The sequence below is a fragment of the Rhizobium sp. SL42 genome, assembly GCF_021729845.1.
Taxonomy (GTDB): domain Bacteria; phylum Pseudomonadota; class Alphaproteobacteria; order Rhizobiales; family Rhizobiaceae; genus Allorhizobium.
The window spans coordinates 988,500-1,006,728 of the sequence record NZ_CP063397.1 but is presented as its reverse complement, the minus strand read 5'-3'; the positions used below and the strand labels follow the sequence as shown (position 1 = coordinate 1,006,728).

The following is an 18,229-nucleotide window of genomic DNA, read 5'->3' as shown; positions in this document are numbered from 1 at the left end:
AAGCATGGCAGATTTAGGCTGTGCCGGGCACGATGGCAACGGCGCAGCGCTTGAATTTTGCTCAACGCAGGATCAGCTCAAAGAGCCCAGTACTTGCCGGATCGCAGCGCATTGCGCAGACGGTAGAGGATGGCGAGCGGTTCCGGAAACGGCTTGCGCAGGAAGGCGATCTTGCGCACATAGCTGTCGACACGCCAGGTCGCCCAGGTGCCACCGCGGAAATAGGCGATGTCTCCGACCTTCAGCGTCCGGGTCGAACCGTCGGCGCCCGTGACATGAACCTCGCCTTCCTGGATCACGACCGTTTCGTCCCAGCTGAAGAACCAGCGGAATTCGCCGGCGGTGCAGTCCCAGACCGCCGTCGAGCTGGCCTCATCGGCACTGGTCGAATGCTGCCCGACACGGGCGATCGGCGCGCCTTCGATGATCCAGTCCGGATTGATCGGCGACAGATTCAGCTCCAGATAGTCGCCGTGGGCGGCGACGACCGGCGGTGCGTCCTCAGACTCACGACGCGGCGCCGCGAGCATGACGGCGGCCATTCCGGCTATCACGAGTTTCAAAGGCATTGTTATCCCCCAATAAATTCGGGGGACCTTAGGACCAGCGTCTCTAAGATTGAGTTCCGACGATCGCTCAAATTTTAGCGATTATCGGATTTTGGATCATGCCATCACATGCGCAGCTGCTGAATGAGCGGAAACCGGGCGCGCTTCACCCATTGCCGGCAACAGGCGCTTGCCGTTTTCGGCCGAGAAAAAATGCAGTTTGGATGGAGCGATGGTCAAAGGCAGACGGTCGGACAAACGTGCATGCGAGGCAACGACCGCGGTCAATGACTGACCGCCGACCAGGCCATGCACAAGCCGTTGCGCGCCCAGTTCCTCGACATAGTCGACGACGAGCGACAGGGTCGCCTCGCCGTCACCCGCCTCGGTCAGATCCTCTGCGCGCATGCCGATGCGCACTGGTCCATCGGCTAACCCCTGTGGTTCGGTCGGCAATTCAACATCGCCGATATGCAGACGTCCGCCGTCGATCAGACCGTCGACGAGGTTCATTGCGGGGGAGCCGATGAAGCTGGCGACAAAGGTCGAGGCCGGGCGGTTGTAGACCTCCAGCGGCGTACCGATCTGCTCGATGATGCCGCCATTCAGCACGACGAGACGGTCGGCCAGGGTCATGGCCTCGAGCTGGTCATGGGTGACGTAGATCGCCGTGGTCTTCAGCCGGCGCTGCAGCTTGCGGATTTCGCCGCGCATCGAGACGCGAAGCTTGGCGTCCAGATTGGACAGCGGCTCATCGAAGAGAAAGACGGCCGGCTTGCGGACGATCGCCCGGCCCATGGCAACACGCTGGCGCTGGCCGCCGGAAAGCGCACGGGGTTTCCGGGTGAGATAAGGCTCGATCTCCAGCATGCGGGCGGCTTCCGCGACGCGCGCGGCGATCTCGGTTTTTGGCGTGCCGCGGTTCTTCAGGCCGTAGGCGAGATTGTCATAGACAGTCATATGCGGATAAAGCGCGTAGTTCTGGAAGACCATGGCAATGTCGCGGTCAGCGGGCTCGATCTGGTTGACGACACGGTCACCGATCGAGACTGTTCCTTCCGAGATCTCCTCGAGGCCGGCGACCATGCGCAGGAGCGTCGACTTGCCACAACCGGAGGGGCCGACGAGCACGATGAATTCGCCGTCCTCGATCTGGATGTCGACACCGTTCACCGCCTTGGCGCCGCCGTCGTAGATTTTCGAGACCTGATGGATATCGATGGAAGCCATTGGGCAATCCTCTCTTACTTGTCTGTTTCGGTGAGGCCCTTGATGAACCAGCTCTGGAACACCACCACCACAAGCACGGGCGGCAGCATGGCGAGCACGGCCATGGCAAAGGCTTCGTTATAGTCGGGAATCTGCGAGCCGACCCAGACCTGCAGGATCTGCTTGATACCGCGCATCAGGGTGTAGAAGCCCTCGTCGGTGGTCATCAGCATCGGCCAGAGATACTGGTTCCAGCCATAGACGAACATGATGATGAAGACGGCGGCAATCATCGTGCGCGACAGCGGCACCAGAACGTCGATGAAGAACTTCACCGGGCCGGCGCCATCGATGCGGGCCGCCTCCAGCAATTCGTCGGGCACCGACTTGAAGAACTGGCGGAAAAAGAACGTCCCCGTGGCCGATGCCAGAAGCGGCAGGATCAAGCCCTGATAGCTGTTGAGCAGGCCGAGATCGCTCATCACCTTATAGGACGGCATGATGCGGACCTCGAGCGGCAGCAGGAGCGTGGTGAAGATCAGCCAGAAGGCAAAGGTTGCAAAGCGGAAGCGGAAATAGACGATGGCATAGGCCGCCAGCATCGACAGCACGATCTTGCCGATGGCGAAGCCTAAGCCGAGGATCAGCGAGTTCATCGCCATGGTCAGTCCCGTCACCTCGCCGGTGAAACCACCGGACTTGAACAGGACCTTGTCATAGGTCGCGGTGAAATCATCGCCAATGTTGAGCATCAGGCCGTTGGAATGGATTTCGGCGGCCGAATGGGTCGAGGTGGTGAAGGCAACAACCAGCGGCCCGAGCATGAAGATCACGCCGCAGATGAGAATGAGATGATCGAAGAACCGGGTGCGATACATGATGTGATCCTCAACCGTAGTGAACGCGACGTTCGATGAAGCGGAACTGGATCAGCGTCAGCACAAGTACGATGACCATCAGGATGACCGACTGGGCCGAGGACGAACCGAGGTCGTTGCCGCGGAAGCCATCGAGATAGACCTTGTAGACCAGCGTGATCGGATTGTTCGCCGGCTTGTCCTTCACGATGACATCGATGATGCCAAAGGTGTCGAAAAGCGAGTAGGTCATGTTGATGACCAACAGGAAGAAGGCCGTCGGCGTCAGCAGCGGGAGGATGACCGTCCAGAAGCGGCGGGTCCCCGACTTGCAGTCGATGGCTGCCGCCTCGCGGATCGAGGCGGGAATGCCCTGCAAGCCGGAGAGAAAGAAGATGAAATTATACGGGATCTGGTTCCACACGGCGACCACGATCATTGCAAACGCGGTGTCATAATAATTGATGCCGACCTTCATGTCCCAGCCGAACAGCGCCACGAAACGCACGAACGGACCAATGTGCTGATCGAACATCATCATGCCGATCAGACCAGCCACCGGCGGAGCGATGGCATAAACGGCAATGAGCAGCGTCTTGTAGGAGGACTGGCCGCGGATCACGGCGTCTGCCTTCAGTGCCAGGAGCAGACCGAAGGACAGGGCGAGGAACGTGACGATCAGGCTGAAGCCCACGGTGAAGCGGGCAATCTTCTGGTATTCGGGCGAGCCCAGCGCATCGGTATAGTTCGACAGGCCGACAAAGCTCGATCCGAAACCGAAGGGATCTTCGATGTAGAACGACGACTGGATCGCCTGGGCCGACGGCCAGTAGAAGAAGATGGAAATGATCACGAACTGCGGTAGCAGCAGGAGATACGGCAGATACCGCGAGTTAAACTGGACGCGCTTCATCGGAGCCCTTTCAATGCAATTCCCGGGGGCTCATCACCCCCGGGTACTCATTCATGCGACAGTGATGATCAGCCGGCCGTCTTGGCGAAGCGGGCGAGCAGTTCGTCGGCTTCCTTCTTGATGGTTTCCATGGCTTCCTTCGGCGTGGTTTCGCCGGCGAAGATGCGGTTGTATTCGCGTTCCATCACGGAGCGGATCTGCGGGTAGAAACCGAGGCGATAGCCCTTGTCCCACTCGGCGCCCGGCAGCGACAGCTGCTGGATGCCAACTTCGGCAGCCGGCTTTTCCTTGTAGTAGCCTTCAGACTTGGCAAGCTCGTAGGCTGCCTTGGTGATGGCAACGTAGCCGGTGGCCTGGTGGTAGAATTTCTGGACATCGGTCGAGGTCAGGAAGTTGAAGAAGGAAGCCGTGCACTTGTTCTCGGCATCGGACTTGCCGGCCATCGCGAACAGGGCTGCGCCGCCGATGAAGGAGTGAACGCCGGCGCCCTTGATCGAACCCCAATACGGCAGGAAGGTTGCAGAGAACGGCATGGTGGCGGTCTTCTGCAGGCCGCCGAAGGAACCGGACGAACCGATCCAGAAAGCGGCCTTGCCTTCTTCGAAGACCTTCTGGTTGTCGTTCCAGGCCGCACCGTAGTAGCCGAACAGGCCCTGGTCGTACCAGGCCTTCAGCTTCTCATACATCATGACGTGGTTTTCGTCGGTGACGTTGATCGTCGTGTCGACGACGCTGTCGTAGCCGTTGTTGTTGGAGGCGAACTGGATGTTGTTGCGCGAGAAGAAGTTCTCGGTGAACTGCCAGGTCAGCTGCGACTGGACGAGCGGCAGGTAGCCGGCTTCCTTCAGCTTGGGCGCGATGGCTTCGAATTCTTCCCAGGTCTTCGGGGCTTCAACGCCGGCCTTCTTCAGGGCTTCGTCGTTGATATACATGATCGGCGCCGAGGAGTTGAACGGCATGCCGACGAACTTGCCGTCCGAGTCGGCGTAGAAGTAGCGAACACCCTCGATGAAGGCTTCGCGATCGAAGGCAAAGCCGTTGTCCTTGAGGAGATCTTCCGCCGGAATGGTTGCGCCCTTGGCGTTGATGATGGTCGCAGCGCCGGCATCAAAAACCTGCAGGATGTTCGGCTGTTCGCCGGAACGGAACGCGGCGATGCCGGAAGCAAGTGCTTCTTCATAGGAACCCTTGGATACCGGGGTCAGAGCGCACTCGGCCTGGGCTGCGTTGAACTTCTGGGCAATTTCATTGATGACTTCGCCGTTGCGGCCACCCATGCCGTGCCACCAGGTGATGTCAGTTGCGGCAAGCGTCGTCGACGCGGACATGGATACGGCCAGTGCGGCCAGGCAAATCTTCTTGATCATGGGTCAGATCCTCTCCACCGGTTGATTGGGGTGAGGCCTGCATTAGGCGCGCTCCGTGACACGCCCTTGAAGCTTTCGTGACAGAGTTGTCACAATCGGCGGGTTTCGCTCTTCTCATGTCGAAAGCAAAACGAAGCTAAAACGAATCCGGGAAATGGCGCGGCCAGTGCCATGGCCGCACCACGACGATATCATATCTATATGACAGGCGTGCCGCGTCGGGCTGGCGCCGCAGCCATTGATCACCGGCGGCGCGAATGCGCTTCTGGCTGGCGAATCCCACGGCATCGACACCGGCCATCAGGTCGCGGCGTGCCTTCACTTCGACAAAGGCGACGAGGTCTCCCCGTCGCACCACGATGTCAATTTCGCCCACTTTCGTTCGATAGCGAAAGGCCAAGATCCGGTAGCCATGCGTCAACAGAAACAGGGCGGCGAGATATTCGGAAAAACGGCCATGCCGTTCGGCGCGGATCCGGCTGGCGTCTCCGCGACCGGATTTCACGCAGCCCCCCGAAGCTCGAGCAAGCGCTGGTACAGTTCCTTGCGCGGCAGGCCGGTCAGCTTTGCGGCCTCGGTTGCTGCCTTGGCGGTCGGCATGGTGCTCGAAAGCTCCGCAAGCAGGCTGTCCACGTCGGCGGCATCAGGCGCCGCGTCGGGTGCCGGCGGACCGATCACCAGAACGATCTCACCCTTGACCGTACGGTCGGCAAATTCCTTTGCGAGTTCGCCAAGCGGGGCGCGGCGGAATTCCTCGAATGTCTTGGTCAGCTCGCGGCAGACCGAGGCCGGTCGCGCCTCACCCAGTTCTTCAGCCGCCGCGGCGAGCGTGTCCCCGATGCGATGGGGGGATTCGAAGAAGATCAGCGTTGCCGGAATCTTGGCCAATGCGTTCAGCCGGTCCCGGCGCGCCTTGTCCTTGGTCGGCAGGAAGCCTGCGAAGAGGAAGGCATCGTTGGGAAGCCCCGACCCGACCAATGCCGCCAGGGGAGCGGAGGCCCCTGGAATCGGCACGACACGGTGGCCAGCCTCGATCGCGAGCTGCCCCAGCCGATAGCCGGGATCGGAGACCAGCGGCGTGCCTGCATCGGAGACCAGCGCCACGGACTTGCCGGCCTCAAGTGCGGCCAGAAGACGCGCGCCTGCCTCGTCGGCGTTGTACTCATGATATGCATAGGGCCGATTTTCGATGCCATAGCGATCGAGCAGAACCCGCGTGACGCGCGTATCCTCGCAGGCGAGCACATCAGCACCGGCCAGCGTTTCCAGCGCCCTCAGGGTGATGTCGCTCAGGTTGCCGATCGGCGTTGCGACCAGGTAAAGTGCGGGCTCCAGCGGCCTGGCGTTCACCAGCGTATCGTTGACGCGGTAGCGCTTTGCGGCGGCAATCTGGGCGGTGGAATTGTCATGGCTTGTCATGGCGCCTTTATCCTCCAGCCACGCTTTGTGAGCAAGGGCAGCGGCAACCACGGCGGCAATAAACCATTCCGGCATTTCGTTTGCCCTTGCCCAAGTGGAAAACTGCCAAGCCTCTTGCTTTTGTGGTTCTTTTCCTGCCATTTTGCCCGTCCACATCGCCCGGCCCGGGGTCCGGCCGGCCTCAATTCGATCCGGGCAACCGGATGACGACATGTCGAAAGCGGTAGCGTCCATGCGTATTACACTTGAACGGTCCAATCTCCTGAAATCGCTGAACCATGTGCATCGCGTGGTCGAGCGTCGCAACACGATCCCGATCCTGTCGAACGTGCTCCTGAAGGCCGAGGGTGCCGCCCTCGACATGAAGGCCACGGACCTTGATCTGGAAATCACCGAAGGTACGCCGGCGATGGTCGAGCAGGCTGGTGCGACCACGGTCCCGGCGCACCTCCTCTACGACATCGTCCGCAAGCTGCCGGACGGGTCCGAGGTTCTGTTGGCGACCAATCCGGATGGCTCGACCATGACGGTTGCCTCCGGTCGCTCGAAATTCTCGCTGCAGTGCCTGCCGCAATCCGACTTCCCGGATCTGACTGCCGGCAGCTTCAGCCACGCCTTCAAGATCAAGGCATCCGACTTCAAGATGCTGATAGACCGGACCCAGTTTGCGATCTCGACCGAAGAGACCCGCTACTACCTGAACGGCATCTTCCTGCACACGATCGAAGCGGGCGGCGCCCTCAAGCTGCGCGCCGTCGCGACCGACGGTCACCGCCTGGCGCGTGCCGATGTCGATGCGCCTTCAGGTTCCGAAGGCATGCCGGGCATCATCATTCCGCGCAAGACCGTCGGCGAGTTGCAGAAGCTGATGGACAATCCCGATCTGATCATCGCGATCGAGATCTCGGATTCGAAAATTCGCCTGACGATCGGCTCCATCGTTCTGACTTCCAAGCTGATCGATGGCACCTTCCCCGACTATCAGCGGGTCATTCCGACGGCCAACGACAAGGAAATGCGCATCGACTGCCAGAGCTTTGCCCAGGCTGTCGACCGCGTCTCGACGATTTCGTCGGAACGCGGCCGCGCGGTGAAGCTCGCACTGTCGGATGGCCAGCTTCTGTTGACCGTCAACAACCCGGATTCCGGCAGCGCGACCGAGGAAGTGGCCGTCGGCTATGACAATGATGCGATGGAGATCGGGTTCAATGCCAAGTATCTTCTCGATATCACCGCGCAATTGTCAGGCGACGATGCGATCTTCCTCCTGGCGGATGCGGGCTCTCCGACGCTGATCCGCGACACGGCCGGCGTCGACGCGCTGTATGTGCTGATGCCGATGCGCGTTTAGCCTAACCTCGGAAATTTTGCCTGAGGGCGGCATCTGACCTTGTATTTGCGACAGTTTGCTCCGAAATTGCTGCTCAGCGATTTGCATGATGTGAATTGAGAACAGGGATACGGCGATGGCTTTGCGTTTGAAGCAGCGGTTCGAGAAGAAATTCAACGAAGAGATTCGTTTCTTCAAAGGCATGATGCAGGGTCCGAAGCAGGTTGGCGCCATCGTGCCAACCTCATCCATTACAGCCCGCAAGATGGCCAGCATCGTCAATCCGCATTCCGGCCTGCCAGTTCTGGAGCTTGGCCCTGGTACCGGAGTGATCACCAAGGCGATCCTTGCGCGCGGCGTTGCGCCGGAAAAACTTGTTTCCGTCGAATATTCCGAAGACTTCTTCCATCATCTGGTTCAGGGCTATCCGGGGGTGAATTTCGTCCAGGGCGACGCCTTCGACCTGAAAACGACCCTCGGTGATCTCGCCGACCAGAAGTTCGACAGCGTCGTGTCTGCCGTACCGCTTTTGAACTTCCCGATGGAGGCGCGCATTCGCCTGCTGGAAGACCTGCTCGATCGCATCCCGGCGGGTCGGCCGGTCGTGCAGATTTCCTACGGCCCGATGTCTCCGATCGTCGCCAAGCCGCACAGCTATCACATCCAGCATTTCGATTTCATCGTGCGCAACATCCCCCCGGCGCAGCTCTGGATCTACCGCCGGGGCTGAGACCCATGTTCGGCCTGTACCTCACCCATCCGCAGGTGAAGATCGATCCTCTGGTCCCCGTTCCGCAATGGGGACTGTCCGATGTGGGTCGCAAGAGGGCCGAGCAGACGGCGCGCCGCCCATGGATCCGCTCACTCAAGCGCATCGTTGCCAGCAATGAAGTGAAGGCGGTCGAGACGGCGGAAATCCTGGCCACCGGCGCGGGCATCGGTTTCGAGCGCGTCGAGGCCATGCACGAAAACGACCGATCGGCGACCGGTTTTCTGGAACCGACCGCGTTTGAAGCGGCAGCCGACCGGTTCTTTGCCCATCCCGAGGAAAGCTTTCACGGCTGGGAGCGTGCCATCGATGCACAGAAGCGGATCGTCGAAGCAGTCTCCAGGATCCTTTCCAGTCACGATCCTCGCCAGCCGATCGCCTTTGTCGGACATGGCGGCGTCGGAACTCTGCTGAAATGTCATCTGTCCGGCGTGCCGATTGCGCGAAGCTCCGACCAACCTGGCGGCGGCGGCTATCTCTTTGCCTTCGCGCTCGATGATCGACGCCCCACCTGTAGCTGGACCGCCATGGAACACTGGCAGCCGTAGGCTAGCGGCCCATTCCGGCCCGCCTATTCGCAGAGATCGCGGAGAGCATGTCCGCGCCGGATCTCGACGGTCCGGGCATTGGGGAGATTGATGTAGCCTTCCTGGCGCAGCTTGGCGAAGGCTCTAGAAACGGTCTCGATCGTCATGCCTAGGTAGTCGGCGATGTCGATACGCGACATCGGAAGCTCCGTATGTTCCAGATCGCCCTGACGGCTGGAGATGTCGAGAAGGAAGCTGACGATGCGCTCAAGTGCCGTCTGGCGACCGACAACGAGGAGATGCTCCTGGGCGCGGACCATTTCATTGAGCGCCAGCGACAGCAGTTCATGCGAGGTTTCCGCACCGTCGTGCTGGCTGAATGCGCGAAGCCCGCACTCGGCAATCGATTCCGCGAAGAAACCGTGGGTCAGGCCCGGCTCAAAACCGAAGGTCTCGCCGGCGAGATGAAAGGCAATGATCTGACGCCGGCCATCGGTCAGCAGGCGGTAGATGCGCACGGCGCCGTAAGCGACCTTGTAGAAGGTGCCGGCCTTGTCTCCTGGACCATAGATCTCTTCGTCGGCGGCAAAGTTGATGACCAGTTGCGGCTTGGCAAAACCGGTCACGGCAGCGGGAAACCGGGTGCCGAGTTTCGGTGTCGAAGCAGCTAAGGTCGCGGCGTTGAAACTGGCGTGCATTTCCGTTCTCCTCGGTTCGGTGAAAGGAGAATGCAGCAGGACGGGTCAGCGGGAAATTCGGTTATGACACTACGGGTAATTACTTAGGCGTGCGCGGGGATGGACAACGCGCGCACCTGCGCCAGGATGTCAGATCCCTGCGAAGGCTTGTAGATCACACGCACCCCGGCAATATCGACCTGAGCGCCGAGACCATCCGCCAGGAGAATGACCGGTGCGGCAAGCCCGATCATCTCCATCGAGGTCGCCGGCAGCACCTGCTCATCGATGATGAAGCAGAGAAAGCGTTGATTGTCCTGCGCCGCGCGGTGCCAATCCTCGGCAGAAAATGTCTCCGACGCAAAACCTTCCGCGGCCAAGGCAAAAGCCAGCGATTGCCTCAGGGCATGGTCGGCAGCCAGGATGGCAATGGGTTTGGCGGCAGGCACGGTCGTCTCTCACGTCTCGACGGTCAATCCGCCATGCTGCATGACTAGACCACCTGCTGCTTTGCCGCCTTGCGCCAGATCAAGCGTTTCGCAATCACCATACCGATCACTGCGGGCCGAAGCCGGCCGACATCGCCATGCGGACAAGTTGCGGCAGACTTTTTGCCTTCATCTTCGTCATGACATTCGCCCGATGCACCTCCACCGTGCGCGGACTTATATCGAGATCATAGGCGATGGTCTTGTTGGGCAGACCGGCGACAACCGCGGCCAGCACCTGTCTTTCGCGTTCGCTCAGGGTGACGACACGGTCGCGTATCTCGTCGATCGTCTCGCCATCTTCAGCACTACCAGCAAGCTGGACCGCCGCGCGCCTGATGGCATCGATGATGACCGTATCCTCGAACGGCTTCTCGATGAAATCCGTGGCCCCGGCCTTCATCGCTTCGACGGCCATGGGGATGTCACCGTGGCCGGTAATGACGATCGATGGCACTTTCAGTTTCATCGCCGCAAGCCGGCGCACGAGGTCGATGCCGCTCATTTCGGGCATTCTGAGATCCGTGATCAAAACCGCGTTGCGGGCATTGGGTGCAAATTCCGCAAAGGCTGCCGCCGTCTCATGAATGCGGACAGCAAAACCGTTCATCGTCAGCAGGAAGGCCAGCGACTTGCGGACAGGCTCTTCGTCATCGACAATATGGACGGTGAAGTCAGCGATCTGCATTTGCAATGCCCTCATTGAAAGACGGAAGCGTGAAGCGGAAGCTTGCGCCCCCCGATGCGTTTTTCGACACCGACATCTCGCCGCCATGCGCTTCCACGATACGTTTTGAAATCGACAGCCCTATTCCCATGCCGCCGGATTTGGTGGTGACGAAGGGCTTGAACAGGTCCTGGGCGATCTCATCGGAGATTCCGGGGCCTGTGTCGTTAACTTCCACGACGATTTCACCTTCGCCTTCCAGGCGGGTTCGAACAGTCAATTCGCGGTAGGGGGAATCCTTCATCGCCTCGATCGCATTCCGCATCAGGTTGATCAGGATCTGCTGGATCTGGATGCGGTCGATCATCGCCATTTCGGCGCCGGGAGCAAAGTCGAAGACGGTTCGGACACCCTTCTCCTTCGAGCCGGCAAGCGCCAGCGCACCGGATTCCTCGATGACCTGGCGGATGTTCTCCGGCGTCTTGTCCGTTTCGCCCTTGGTGACGAATTCACGCAGATGCTTGATGATCTGCCCTGCCCGCAGTGACTGTTCCGCGGCAGCCTCAAGGGCTTCACGCACCATCACCGTCTTCGGATCGCCGGCATCCTGCAAAAGTCGGACACAGCCGTGAACATAGTTTGCAATCGCCGACAATGGCTGGTTGAGTTCGTGCGCGAGGGTCGATGCCATTTCGCCCATCTCGTTCAACCGGGCGAGCCGCGCCAACTCACTCTGCGTTTCGTGCAACCGCGCAGCCGTTTCCTCCCGCTCCGTCAGGTCGCGGATGAAGCCGGTGAAAAAGGTCTGCCCGCCGGAATGCATTTCGCCGACGGCCAGCTTCATCGGGAAGGTCGATCCGTCCTTGCGCCGTCCGACCACCACCCGATCGACGCCGATAATCCGCTTTTCTCCGGTATGAAGATAGCGTGAGATATAGCCGTCATGTTCCCGACGATAGGGTTCGGGCATCAGGATTCGCAGGTTCTGCCCAACGACCTCGTCTTCCGAATAGCCGAATTGCCGGACGGCGGCGGCATTGAAAGAGACGATCGTGCCATCGCGCGTGCTGACGACTGTCGCATCGAGGACAGTATCGAGAATCGAGCGGAGATGCGCCTCGCGCGAGGCGAGTGTCGCTTCAGCCGTACGGATCACCCGGCGCACGGATTGCAGCATTTCGCCAACGACACCGATCGCGATGCCGACACAGGCGAAGATCGACAGCGGCACGAGGGCGGACATGCCCGCATGGCCGATGATCGAGGCCGCTGCCAACGACGACAGCGCCAGTGCAAGCAGCGTCGGCTTGAGCCCGCCCACGGCGGCGACCAGCAGAATCGGCGGAATGAAGATTATGAACGGCGCGTTGTCGGCAAGGATACCTTCCAGCGCCAGCCGGACGGCGAAGGCCAGGGCGACCGACAGGACAGCCAGGATATAAGGATAGGCTGTCGGCAGTCGGCGCTTGACCAGGGCATTGACCGTCTGCATCGAAACCATATCTGAAAACATCAATTGCATATCCAACGATGGAAATTGTTCGATTGCTCTAGCACAGCGGATCTGCCCGTCGAAGTCATCGCAAACCGACGCCGCTTCGCTCTTGTGGATTGTCAATTCACTCTAGCAGGTGACGACCGTTTTGAAAAACCTGAAGTAGCAATCTTCCGCCTGCGCCACCTTGACCGCAGAGTGCCTGCGACGGCGATGTCAGGTTGAACGCGACCTCAGATAGGTACTGGGTGAACTTCCCAGCATGCGCCGAAACATCGTTGTAAATGCTGCGATATTCTCATAGCCGGCATCGAGCGCCACATTCGTTACCGGTTCTCCCGCCGCCAGTTTTGGCAGGGAAGCGAACAGGCAGGCCTGCTGTCGCCACGTGACGAAACTGACGCCCGTTTCGGAGCGGAACAGGCGGGTGAAGGAGCGCCGGCTCATGCTGAGGTCGCGCGCCCAGTCGTCGATGCCGGCATTGGCGGCGGGTGTCTTGAGAAAACGGCGGCAGAGGCTTGCCAGCCGCTCGTCCTCCGGAAATGGCAGGCCTAACGGCCTCTCCGGTAGCAGGCTTATTTCATCCAGAAGCAGTTCCATGATCAGGCGTTGCCGGCGAACCGACAAAGGCCTTACATCAACCAGCACCAGTTCCTCCATCAGGCTTCTGCCGAGACCGGTGATCTCGACCACCTTCGGCCCGCTCGCGCCGGCAACGGACGGATCGACATAGATCGAATGCATCTCGACTTCGCTGATCATTTCCGTGGCATGTTCAAGCCCGGCAGGGATAATCAGACCGTGGCCAGGCGGAATCATCCAGCGCCCATCGGTGGTGCTGACCAGCACCACGCCACGGCGCGCGCACCAGAGCTGGGTCTTGTTGTGCGAATGCAAAGGCACGCGAAAGCCGGAAGGATAGAGCCTGCCGAGCGCAACAACAGGTTCCGCGGCATCATTGATCCAGCTCAGGCTCTGCGCATGTTCGCTGTCCAACAGATTTTTGACACCGGTAAGATCGACAATACGCATTTGGCCCACTCTCGCAAGAACACGACCAGAGCACAAAAGCAGGCCAGTCGCAATCTCTGTAACACACGAGCCTGCCGTGCAGACTGCGCAAGGCGGACCTGGCGACCTGGAGAACTCGGAAATGGCAAGCGTAGCAGCAACCGGCGGGCATGACGTGCAGCGAACCGCCTATTCCATTATCGTTGCCGCCAGTTTCTGCCACATGCTGAACGACATCATGCAGTCGCTGCTGACATCGCTCTACCCGCTTCTCAAGGCCAACTACGCGCTGGATTTCGTACAGATCGGCCTGCTGACCTTCGCCTTCCAGGTAACGGCATCTCTGCTGCAGCCGGCCGTCGGCGTCGTCACCGATCGCTGGCCAATGCCGTTTTCGCTCCCTGCCGCCATGCTGTCGACCTGTGCCGGCCTGTTCACGCTGGCCTATGCCCATGAATTCTACGTGCTGGTCATCGGCGCATGCCTGATCGGGATCGGCTCGGCAATCTTCCATCCGGAAGCCTCGCGCGTCGCGCGGCTCGCATCCGGCGGCCGGCATGGCTTTGCCCAGTCGCTGTTTCAGGTGGGCGGCAATACGGGCACGGCGATCGGGCCGCTGCTGGCTGCCTTCATCGTCATTCCGCGCGGACAGACCAGCCTCAGCGGATTTACGGTGATCGCGCTCCTCGGCTTTGCCGTTCTGTCCTGGGTCAGTGTCTGGTATACCCGTCATCGCCGCAGCACGGCCGGCCGCGCACCGGCCAGCCGCACCTTGCCTCTGCCGCGCAACAAGGTGCTGATGACGCTTGTCGTGCTCGTCGTGCTGACGGCTACCAAGAATGCGTATCTGGCCAGCCTGTCGAGCTACTTCACCTTCTTCACCATCGAAAAATTCGGCGTATCCGTTCAGGATGCCCAGTTGCTGCTGTTCCTGTTCCTCGGCGCTTCGGCTGCCGGCGTGTTTCTCGGCGGCCCGATCGGCGACCGGTTCGGCGCGCGCATCGTGATCTGGTTCTCGATCCTCGGCGTCATTCCCTTCGCCTTGCTGCTGCCCTATGCCAACCTGTTCTGGACCTCGGTGCTGGTTGTCCTGATCGGCTTCATCTTCTCTTCCGCTTTCTCGGCGATCGTGGTCTTTGCCCAGGAACTGGTGCCTGGCCGTGTCGGACTGATCGCCGGAATGTTCTTCGGTTTCGCCTTCGGTTTCGGTGGCATCGGGGCTGCCGTGCTCGGCGTCTTTGCCGATCGCGAGGGGATCGAATTCGTCTACCGGATCTGCTCCTACCTGCCGCTGCTCGGATTGCTGACCGTCCTGCTGCCACGGCTGCCCGGCCACCGCTGACACCGGCGCCGGCATCCCGGCGAACATGTCGACGGAGAGACGCAGTCCGCACATCCCTCCGGATTGAAAGAGGATGTCATCAGCGTGACGATTCGCAACCTTCCACGGCCATGACAGGTTGCTGACAGTTTCATGTGGTGCATAGTGTTCACCATCATCCGTGGAGGCGGATGAGTGGAACGGTTCGGGAGGAACCCTTTCCAACACGCACAATCCTATTCGGCGATCGCTGCGTGTCACCCCAGTCTCTCCCGATGAGTTTTAAACGCGTCAAAGACGCGACAACGGAGGACACCACCTTGAAGAAACTGTTTCTCGCATCGCTGATCGCCGGCGCCATGTCGCTGCCGGCATTCGCTGCCGACTACACCATCATTGCACCGGCCAACCCCGGCGGCGGCTGGGACCAGACGGCCCGCTCCATCCAGACCGTGATGCAGCAGGAAGGCATTTCCGGCAATGTGCAGGTCCAGAATGTCCCGGGCGCCGGCGGCACGATCGGTCTTGCCCAGTTCGCCAGCCAGGCAGCCGGCAATCCCAATTCGCTGATCGTCGGCGGCTATGTCATGGTCGGCGCCATCCTGACCAACAAGTCGCCCGTAACCCTGAAGGACGTGACCCCGATCGCGCGCCTGACCGGCGAGTATGAAGCCATCGTCGTTCCGGCCTCTTCGCCCTTCCAGACCATGGGTGACCTGGTCGAAGCGCTGAAGAAGGATCCGGGTTCGGTTTCCTGGGGCGGCGGCTCGGCCGGTGGCACGGACCACATCGCCGTTGGCCTGATCGCCAAGGCGGCCGGTGTGGACCCGACCAAGATCAACTACATCGCGTTTTCCGGTGGTGGCGAAGCGCTTGCCGCCATCCTCGGCAGCCAGGTTTCAGCCGGCATTTCCGGCTACGGCGAATTCGAATCCCAGGTGAAGTCCGGCACGCTGCGCCTGCTCGCCGTGTCCAGCGACGAGCGCATCGCCGGCGTGGACGCGCCGACCCTGAAGGAATCCGGCCTCGACGTCTCTGTCCAGAACTGGCGCATGATCGCCGCGGCTCCGGGCCTTTCGGACGAACAGAAGGCAGCTGTTTCGGCCGACATCGAAAAGCTGGTCAAGTCGGCCGGCTGGCAGGAAACGCTGAAGACCAAGGGCTGGGCTGACACCTATCTTTCCGGCCCTGCCTTCGACGAACAGCTGGCCAAGGATGTTGCAGCGACGGAAACCGTCCTGAAAGACATCGGATTGGTGAAATGAGCGGGAACAACCTTCCCGGAACATCGCCACGCCGCCCCGATGGGGCGGCGCTTGGCGTGGCGGTCGTTCTCGCCGTGATCGCGGGCATCATCCTCTGGGATGCCGCCCATCTGGCTGCACTCACCGCCTATTCGCCGGTCGGACCGGCGACGGTTCCCTATGTCGTCGCGTTTGGCCTGCTCGGGTTGGCCGTCTGGACCGTCTTTGCCGCGATGCGCCGGGACTTTCCCGAGCGCGAGCACCAGGAGATCGCTCCGGTCATCTGGATCATCGGCGGGCTGGCGGCGCAGATGCTGCTGCTCAAGACAGCCGGTTTCTCGATTGCCACGGGACTGCTGTTTGCCGCCACCGCCTATGCCTTCGGGCGGCGCAAGCTCTGGGTTTCGATACCCGTCGGCATCGTGCTGTCCTTTGTTGTCTGGCTGATCTTCGCCCGGCTGCTGCAGCTCTCGCTGCCGGCCGGACCGATCGAACGCCTGTTTATCTGAGGGTCCACTGCCATGAGCACCTTTGAATTCCTCCTGCAGGGACTGGTGATCGCGTTTCAGCCGATCAACCTGTTCTACGCCCTGATCGGCGTGACGCTCGGCACCGCGGTTGGCGTGCTTCCGGGCATCGGCCCTGCCCTGACCGTCGCGCTGCTGCTGCCGGTGACCTACAAGCTCGATCCCGCCGGCTCGCTGATCATGTTCGCCGGCATCTACTACGGCGGCATGTATGGCGGCTCGACAACCTCGATCCTGCTCAACACGCCGGGCGAAAGCGCCTCGATCGTGACGGCGCTCGAGGGCAACAAGATGGCGCGCGCCGGGCGCGGCGGACCTGCGCTGGCGACAGCGGCCATCGGCTCGTTCGTTGCCGGTCTGATCGCCACCATCGGCCTCGCCTTCATCGCACCCTACATCGTCAAGCTGGCGCTGGTTTTCGGACCACGCGAATATTTCGCGCTGATGGTCCTCGCCTTCATCACCGTCTCGTCAGCCTTTGGCGACAGCACGCTGCGCGGCCTGACATCGCTGTTCATCGGCTTTGCCCTCGCGATGATCGGCATCGACCAGCTGACCGGTCAGACCCGTCTCAGCTTCGGCGTTCCCGACCTGCTCGACGGCATCGAGGTCACAACGCTTGCCGTTGCCATGTTTGCCATCGGCGAGACGCTGTTCATCGCAGCCCAGGGCAACCGCGGGCCTGAAACGATCGAGGCCGTCAAAGGCTCGCTGTGGATGACCAAGGCAGACTGGGCACGCTCCTGGAAGCCGTGGCTTCGCGGCACGTTCATCGGCTTTCCGATCGGCGCCATGCCGGCCGGCGGTGCCGAAATCGGCACATTCCTCTCCTATGCAGCCGAAAAGCGCCTGACCAAGCATCCGGAAGAGTTCGGCAATGGCGCCATCGAGGGCGTGGCCGGGCCTGAGGCTGCCAACAACGCTTCGGCAGCCGGCACGCTGGTTCCGCTGCTGACGCTTGGCCTGCCGACCACGGCCACGGCCGCGATCATGTTGGCCGGCTTCCAGCAGTATGGCCTGCAGCCCGGCCCCCTGCTGTTCGTCACCAACCCGCAGCTGGTCTGGGGCCTGATCGCCAGCCTGCTGATCGCCAACTTCATGCTGCTGGTGCTCAACCTGCCGCTGATCGGCCTCTGGGTTCGCCTGCTGACGATCCCCAAGCCCTGGCTCTATGCCGGCATCCTGCTGTTTGCCACACTCGGCACGATCGGTGCGAACCCATCGGTCTTCGAGCTTGGCATGCTGTTGGCCTTCGGCATCATGGGCTACATCATGCGGGTATTCGGCTATCCGATCGCGCCCGTCGTGGTTGGTCTGATCCTCGGCCCACTGGCCGAGCAGCAGCTGCGCCGGGCTCTGGCCATCAGCCAGGGCGACTGGACGGTGCTGGTCACCTCGCCGATCGCCGCCGTTCTGCTGGCGATTGCCGCTGCGGCGCTGATCGTGCCGCTGGTGCTGCGGGCGCGCGGTCGCGGCCAGGTTCTGGCACAGCTGGCGGCCAACGAAGACTAAGCGGAAACCTATGCAAAATGTTAACGACGAGAAGGCCGGACGCAAGTCCGGCCTTCTCGTTTTGCATAGCTGACCTGATCTATTGTGCATTGCAAAATAGTGATCGGAGGACCACTTTATGTCTGTCTAATGAACGAGAAAGAGAGTTACTTCCATGTCCATCCGCAACAGCAAGCATTCGAATTTCTTCGGTCGCGCTTTTGCCATCCTCGGCGCTGCTTCTGCCGCTGCCGCTGCCGTTGAAGGCCACCGTCGCCCGCATGACCGCGATCTGCGCACGCTCGGCATCGAGCCCGGCAATTTTCCCGGCGCGTCCAAATTCTAATACCGGCCGCGTTTGATCGCAGC

Annotated in this window: 20 protein-coding genes; 8 read left to right on the top strand and 12 right to left on the bottom strand. The window is 61.0% G+C overall.

All coding sequences use genetic code 11. The features are described 5' to 3' along the window. Positions 1–77: 77 nt before the first annotated feature. The 7 genes from IM739_RS04645 to rsmI all read right to left on the bottom strand — a co-directional run bounded on the left by IM739_RS04645 (position 78) and on the right by rsmI (position 6,313). Positions 78–530 carry a cupin domain-containing protein gene (locus IM739_RS04645; RefSeq protein ID WP_442981120.1) on the bottom strand — a complete coding sequence of 151 codons (453 nt, stop codon included), beginning with the start codon at positions 528–530 and terminating at the stop codon, positions 78–80. Positions 531–665: 135 nt separating this feature from the next. Then, complete coding sequence (locus tag IM739_RS04640; RefSeq protein WP_237370048.1) at positions 666–1,778, bottom strand: sn-glycerol-3-phosphate import ATP-binding protein UgpC; 1,113 nt, start codon at positions 1,776–1,778, stop codon at positions 666–668. 14 nt (positions 1,779–1,792) lie between these two features. Further along, complete coding sequence (locus IM739_RS04635) at positions 1,793–2,635, bottom strand: ABC transporter permease subunit (RefSeq protein WP_237370047.1); 843 nt, start codon at positions 2,633–2,635, stop codon at positions 1,793–1,795. A 10-nt stretch (positions 2,636–2,645) separates the two neighbouring features. Continuing rightward, positions 2,646–3,527 carry an ABC transporter permease subunit gene (locus IM739_RS04630; RefSeq protein ID WP_237370046.1) on the bottom strand — a complete coding sequence of 294 codons (882 nt, stop codon included), beginning with the start codon at positions 3,525–3,527 and terminating at the stop codon, positions 2,646–2,648. Positions 3,528–3,595: 68 nt separating this feature from the next. After that, positions 3,596–4,894: an extracellular solute-binding protein gene (locus tag IM739_RS04625; RefSeq protein WP_237370045.1), complete on the bottom strand. Its 1,299-nt coding sequence runs from the start codon at positions 4,892–4,894 to the stop codon at positions 3,596–3,598. A 136-nt stretch (positions 4,895–5,030) separates the two neighbouring features. Then, positions 5,031–5,399 (bottom strand): YraN family protein, encoded by a 369-nt coding sequence (locus tag IM739_RS04620; RefSeq protein WP_237370044.1) that lies wholly within the window; start codon positions 5,397–5,399, stop codon positions 5,031–5,033. Further along, entirely contained in the window at positions 5,396–6,313 is a 918-nt protein-coding gene (gene rsmI, locus IM739_RS04615; protein ID WP_237370043.1) for a 16S rRNA (cytidine(1402)-2'-O)-methyltransferase, read from the bottom strand. The genes IM739_RS04620 and rsmI overlap by 4 nt, the downstream gene beginning before the upstream one ends. A 232-nt stretch (positions 6,314–6,545) precedes the next feature. Between rsmI and dnaN the strand changes: the two genes are divergently transcribed. From dnaN to IM739_RS04600, 3 genes are all read left to right on the top strand, one after another. After that, complete coding sequence (gene dnaN, locus IM739_RS04610) at positions 6,546–7,664, top strand: DNA polymerase III subunit beta (protein WP_237370042.1); 1,119 nt, start codon at positions 6,546–6,548, stop codon at positions 7,662–7,664. Between the two features lie 115 nt (positions 7,665–7,779). Further along, positions 7,780–8,373, top strand: a complete 594-nt coding sequence (gene pmtA / locus IM739_RS04605; RefSeq protein ID WP_237370041.1) for a phospholipid N-methyltransferase PmtA — start codon at positions 7,780–7,782, stop codon at positions 8,371–8,373. Positions 8,374–8,378: 5 nt separating this feature from the next. Then, a complete protein-coding gene (locus IM739_RS04600; protein ID WP_237370040.1) occupies positions 8,379–8,960 on the top strand; it encodes a histidine phosphatase family protein in 582 nt (193 codons plus the stop codon). 23 nt (positions 8,961–8,983) lie between these two features. Here IM739_RS04600 and IM739_RS04595 read toward each other — a convergent pair whose 3' ends face one another. The 5 genes from IM739_RS04595 to IM739_RS04575 form a co-directional block, all read right to left on the bottom strand. Further along, a complete protein-coding gene (locus IM739_RS04595; protein ID WP_237370039.1) occupies positions 8,984–9,637 on the bottom strand; it encodes a helix-turn-helix domain-containing protein in 654 nt (217 codons plus the stop codon). A gap of 83 nt (positions 9,638–9,720) precedes the next feature. Further along, positions 9,721–10,065, bottom strand: coding sequence for a hypothetical protein (locus IM739_RS04590; protein ID WP_237370038.1), 345 nt, complete (start codon positions 10,063–10,065; stop codon positions 9,721–9,723). 106 nt (positions 10,066–10,171) lie between these two features. Further along, positions 10,172–10,786 carry a response regulator FixJ gene (fixJ, locus tag IM739_RS04585; RefSeq protein WP_237370977.1) on the bottom strand — a complete coding sequence of 205 codons (615 nt, stop codon included), beginning with the start codon at positions 10,784–10,786 and terminating at the stop codon, positions 10,172–10,174. After that, on the bottom strand, positions 10,779–12,284 hold the full coding sequence (locus tag IM739_RS04580; RefSeq protein ID WP_442981091.1) for a PAS domain-containing sensor histidine kinase: 1,506 nt from the start codon (positions 12,282–12,284) through the stop codon (positions 10,779–10,781). Before IM739_RS04580 ends, fixJ begins: the two co-directional genes overlap by 8 nt. A gap of 198 nt (positions 12,285–12,482) precedes the next feature. Continuing rightward, on the bottom strand, positions 12,483–13,298 hold the full coding sequence (locus IM739_RS04575; RefSeq protein ID WP_237370037.1) for an AraC family transcriptional regulator: 816 nt from the start codon (positions 13,296–13,298) through the stop codon (positions 12,483–12,485). Between the two features lie 121 nt (positions 13,299–13,419). On the opposite strand from IM739_RS04575, the gene IM739_RS04570 reads away from it, so the two are divergent. From IM739_RS04570 to IM739_RS04550, 5 genes are all read left to right on the top strand, one after another. Beyond that, positions 13,420–14,619: an MFS transporter gene (locus tag IM739_RS04570; RefSeq protein WP_237370036.1), complete on the top strand. Its 1,200-nt coding sequence runs from the start codon at positions 13,420–13,422 to the stop codon at positions 14,617–14,619. A gap of 299 nt (positions 14,620–14,918) precedes the next feature. Beyond that, positions 14,919–15,863 carry a Bug family tripartite tricarboxylate transporter substrate binding protein gene (locus tag IM739_RS04565; RefSeq protein WP_237370035.1) on the top strand — a complete coding sequence of 315 codons (945 nt, stop codon included), beginning with the start codon at positions 14,919–14,921 and terminating at the stop codon, positions 15,861–15,863. Then, positions 15,860–16,351, top strand: a complete 492-nt coding sequence (locus IM739_RS04560) for a tripartite tricarboxylate transporter TctB family protein (protein WP_237370034.1) — start codon at positions 15,860–15,862, stop codon at positions 16,349–16,351. The genes IM739_RS04565 and IM739_RS04560 overlap by 4 nt, the downstream gene beginning before the upstream one ends. A gap of 12 nt (positions 16,352–16,363) precedes the next feature. Further along, positions 16,364–17,881, top strand: a complete 1,518-nt coding sequence (locus tag IM739_RS04555; protein WP_237370033.1) for a tripartite tricarboxylate transporter permease — start codon at positions 16,364–16,366, stop codon at positions 17,879–17,881. Between the two features lie 154 nt (positions 17,882–18,035). Continuing rightward, a complete protein-coding gene (locus tag IM739_RS04550) occupies positions 18,036–18,206 on the top strand; it encodes a hypothetical protein (protein WP_237370032.1) in 171 nt (56 codons plus the stop codon). Positions 18,207–18,229: the final 23 nt, after the last annotated feature.

Bases quoted from the DNA above. Each gene is read 5' to 3' on its own strand.
- IM739_RS04625 (WP_237370045.1), bottom strand. From the start codon at position 4,894: ATGATCAAGAAGATTTGCCTGGCCGCACTGGCCGTATCCATGTCCGCG.
- IM739_RS04580 (WP_442981091.1), bottom strand. From the start codon at position 12,284: ATGTTTTCAGATATGGTTTCGATGCAGACGGTCAATGCCCTGGTCAAG.
- IM739_RS04645 (WP_442981120.1), bottom strand. From the start codon at position 530: ATGCTCGCGGCGCCGCGTCGTGAGTCTGAGGACGCACCGCCGGTCGTC.
- rsmI (WP_237370043.1), bottom strand. From the start codon at position 6,313: ATGACAAGCCATGACAATTCCACCGCCCAGATTGCCGCCGCAAAGCGC.
- dnaN (WP_237370042.1), top strand. From the start codon at position 6,546: ATGCGTATTACACTTGAACGGTCCAATCTCCTGAAATCGCTGAACCAT.
- IM739_RS04555 (WP_237370033.1), top strand. From the start codon at position 16,364: ATGAGCACCTTTGAATTCCTCCTGCAGGGACTGGTGATCGCGTTTCAG.
- IM739_RS04630 (WP_237370046.1), bottom strand. From the start codon at position 3,527: ATGAAGCGCGTCCAGTTTAACTCGCGGTATCTGCCGTATCTCCTGCTG.
- IM739_RS04560 (WP_237370034.1), top strand. From the start codon at position 15,860: ATGAGCGGGAACAACCTTCCCGGAACATCGCCACGCCGCCCCGATGGG.
- IM739_RS04575 (WP_237370037.1), bottom strand. From the start codon at position 13,298: ATGCGTATTGTCGATCTTACCGGTGTCAAAAATCTGTTGGACAGCGAA.
- IM739_RS04550 (WP_237370032.1), top strand. From the start codon at position 18,036: ATGTCCATCCGCAACAGCAAGCATTCGAATTTCTTCGGTCGCGCTTTT.
- IM739_RS04640 (WP_237370048.1), bottom strand. From the start codon at position 1,778: ATGGCTTCCATCGATATCCATCAGGTCTCGAAAATCTACGACGGCGGC.
- IM739_RS04635 (WP_237370047.1), bottom strand. From the start codon at position 2,635: ATGTATCGCACCCGGTTCTTCGATCATCTCATTCTCATCTGCGGCGTG.
- IM739_RS04595 (WP_237370039.1), bottom strand. From the start codon at position 9,637: ATGCACGCCAGTTTCAACGCCGCGACCTTAGCTGCTTCGACACCGAAA.
- IM739_RS04570 (WP_237370036.1), top strand. From the start codon at position 13,420: ATGGCAAGCGTAGCAGCAACCGGCGGGCATGACGTGCAGCGAACCGCC.
- pmtA (WP_237370041.1), top strand. From the start codon at position 7,780: ATGGCTTTGCGTTTGAAGCAGCGGTTCGAGAAGAAATTCAACGAAGAG.
- IM739_RS04600 (WP_237370040.1), top strand. From the start codon at position 8,379: ATGTTCGGCCTGTACCTCACCCATCCGCAGGTGAAGATCGATCCTCTG.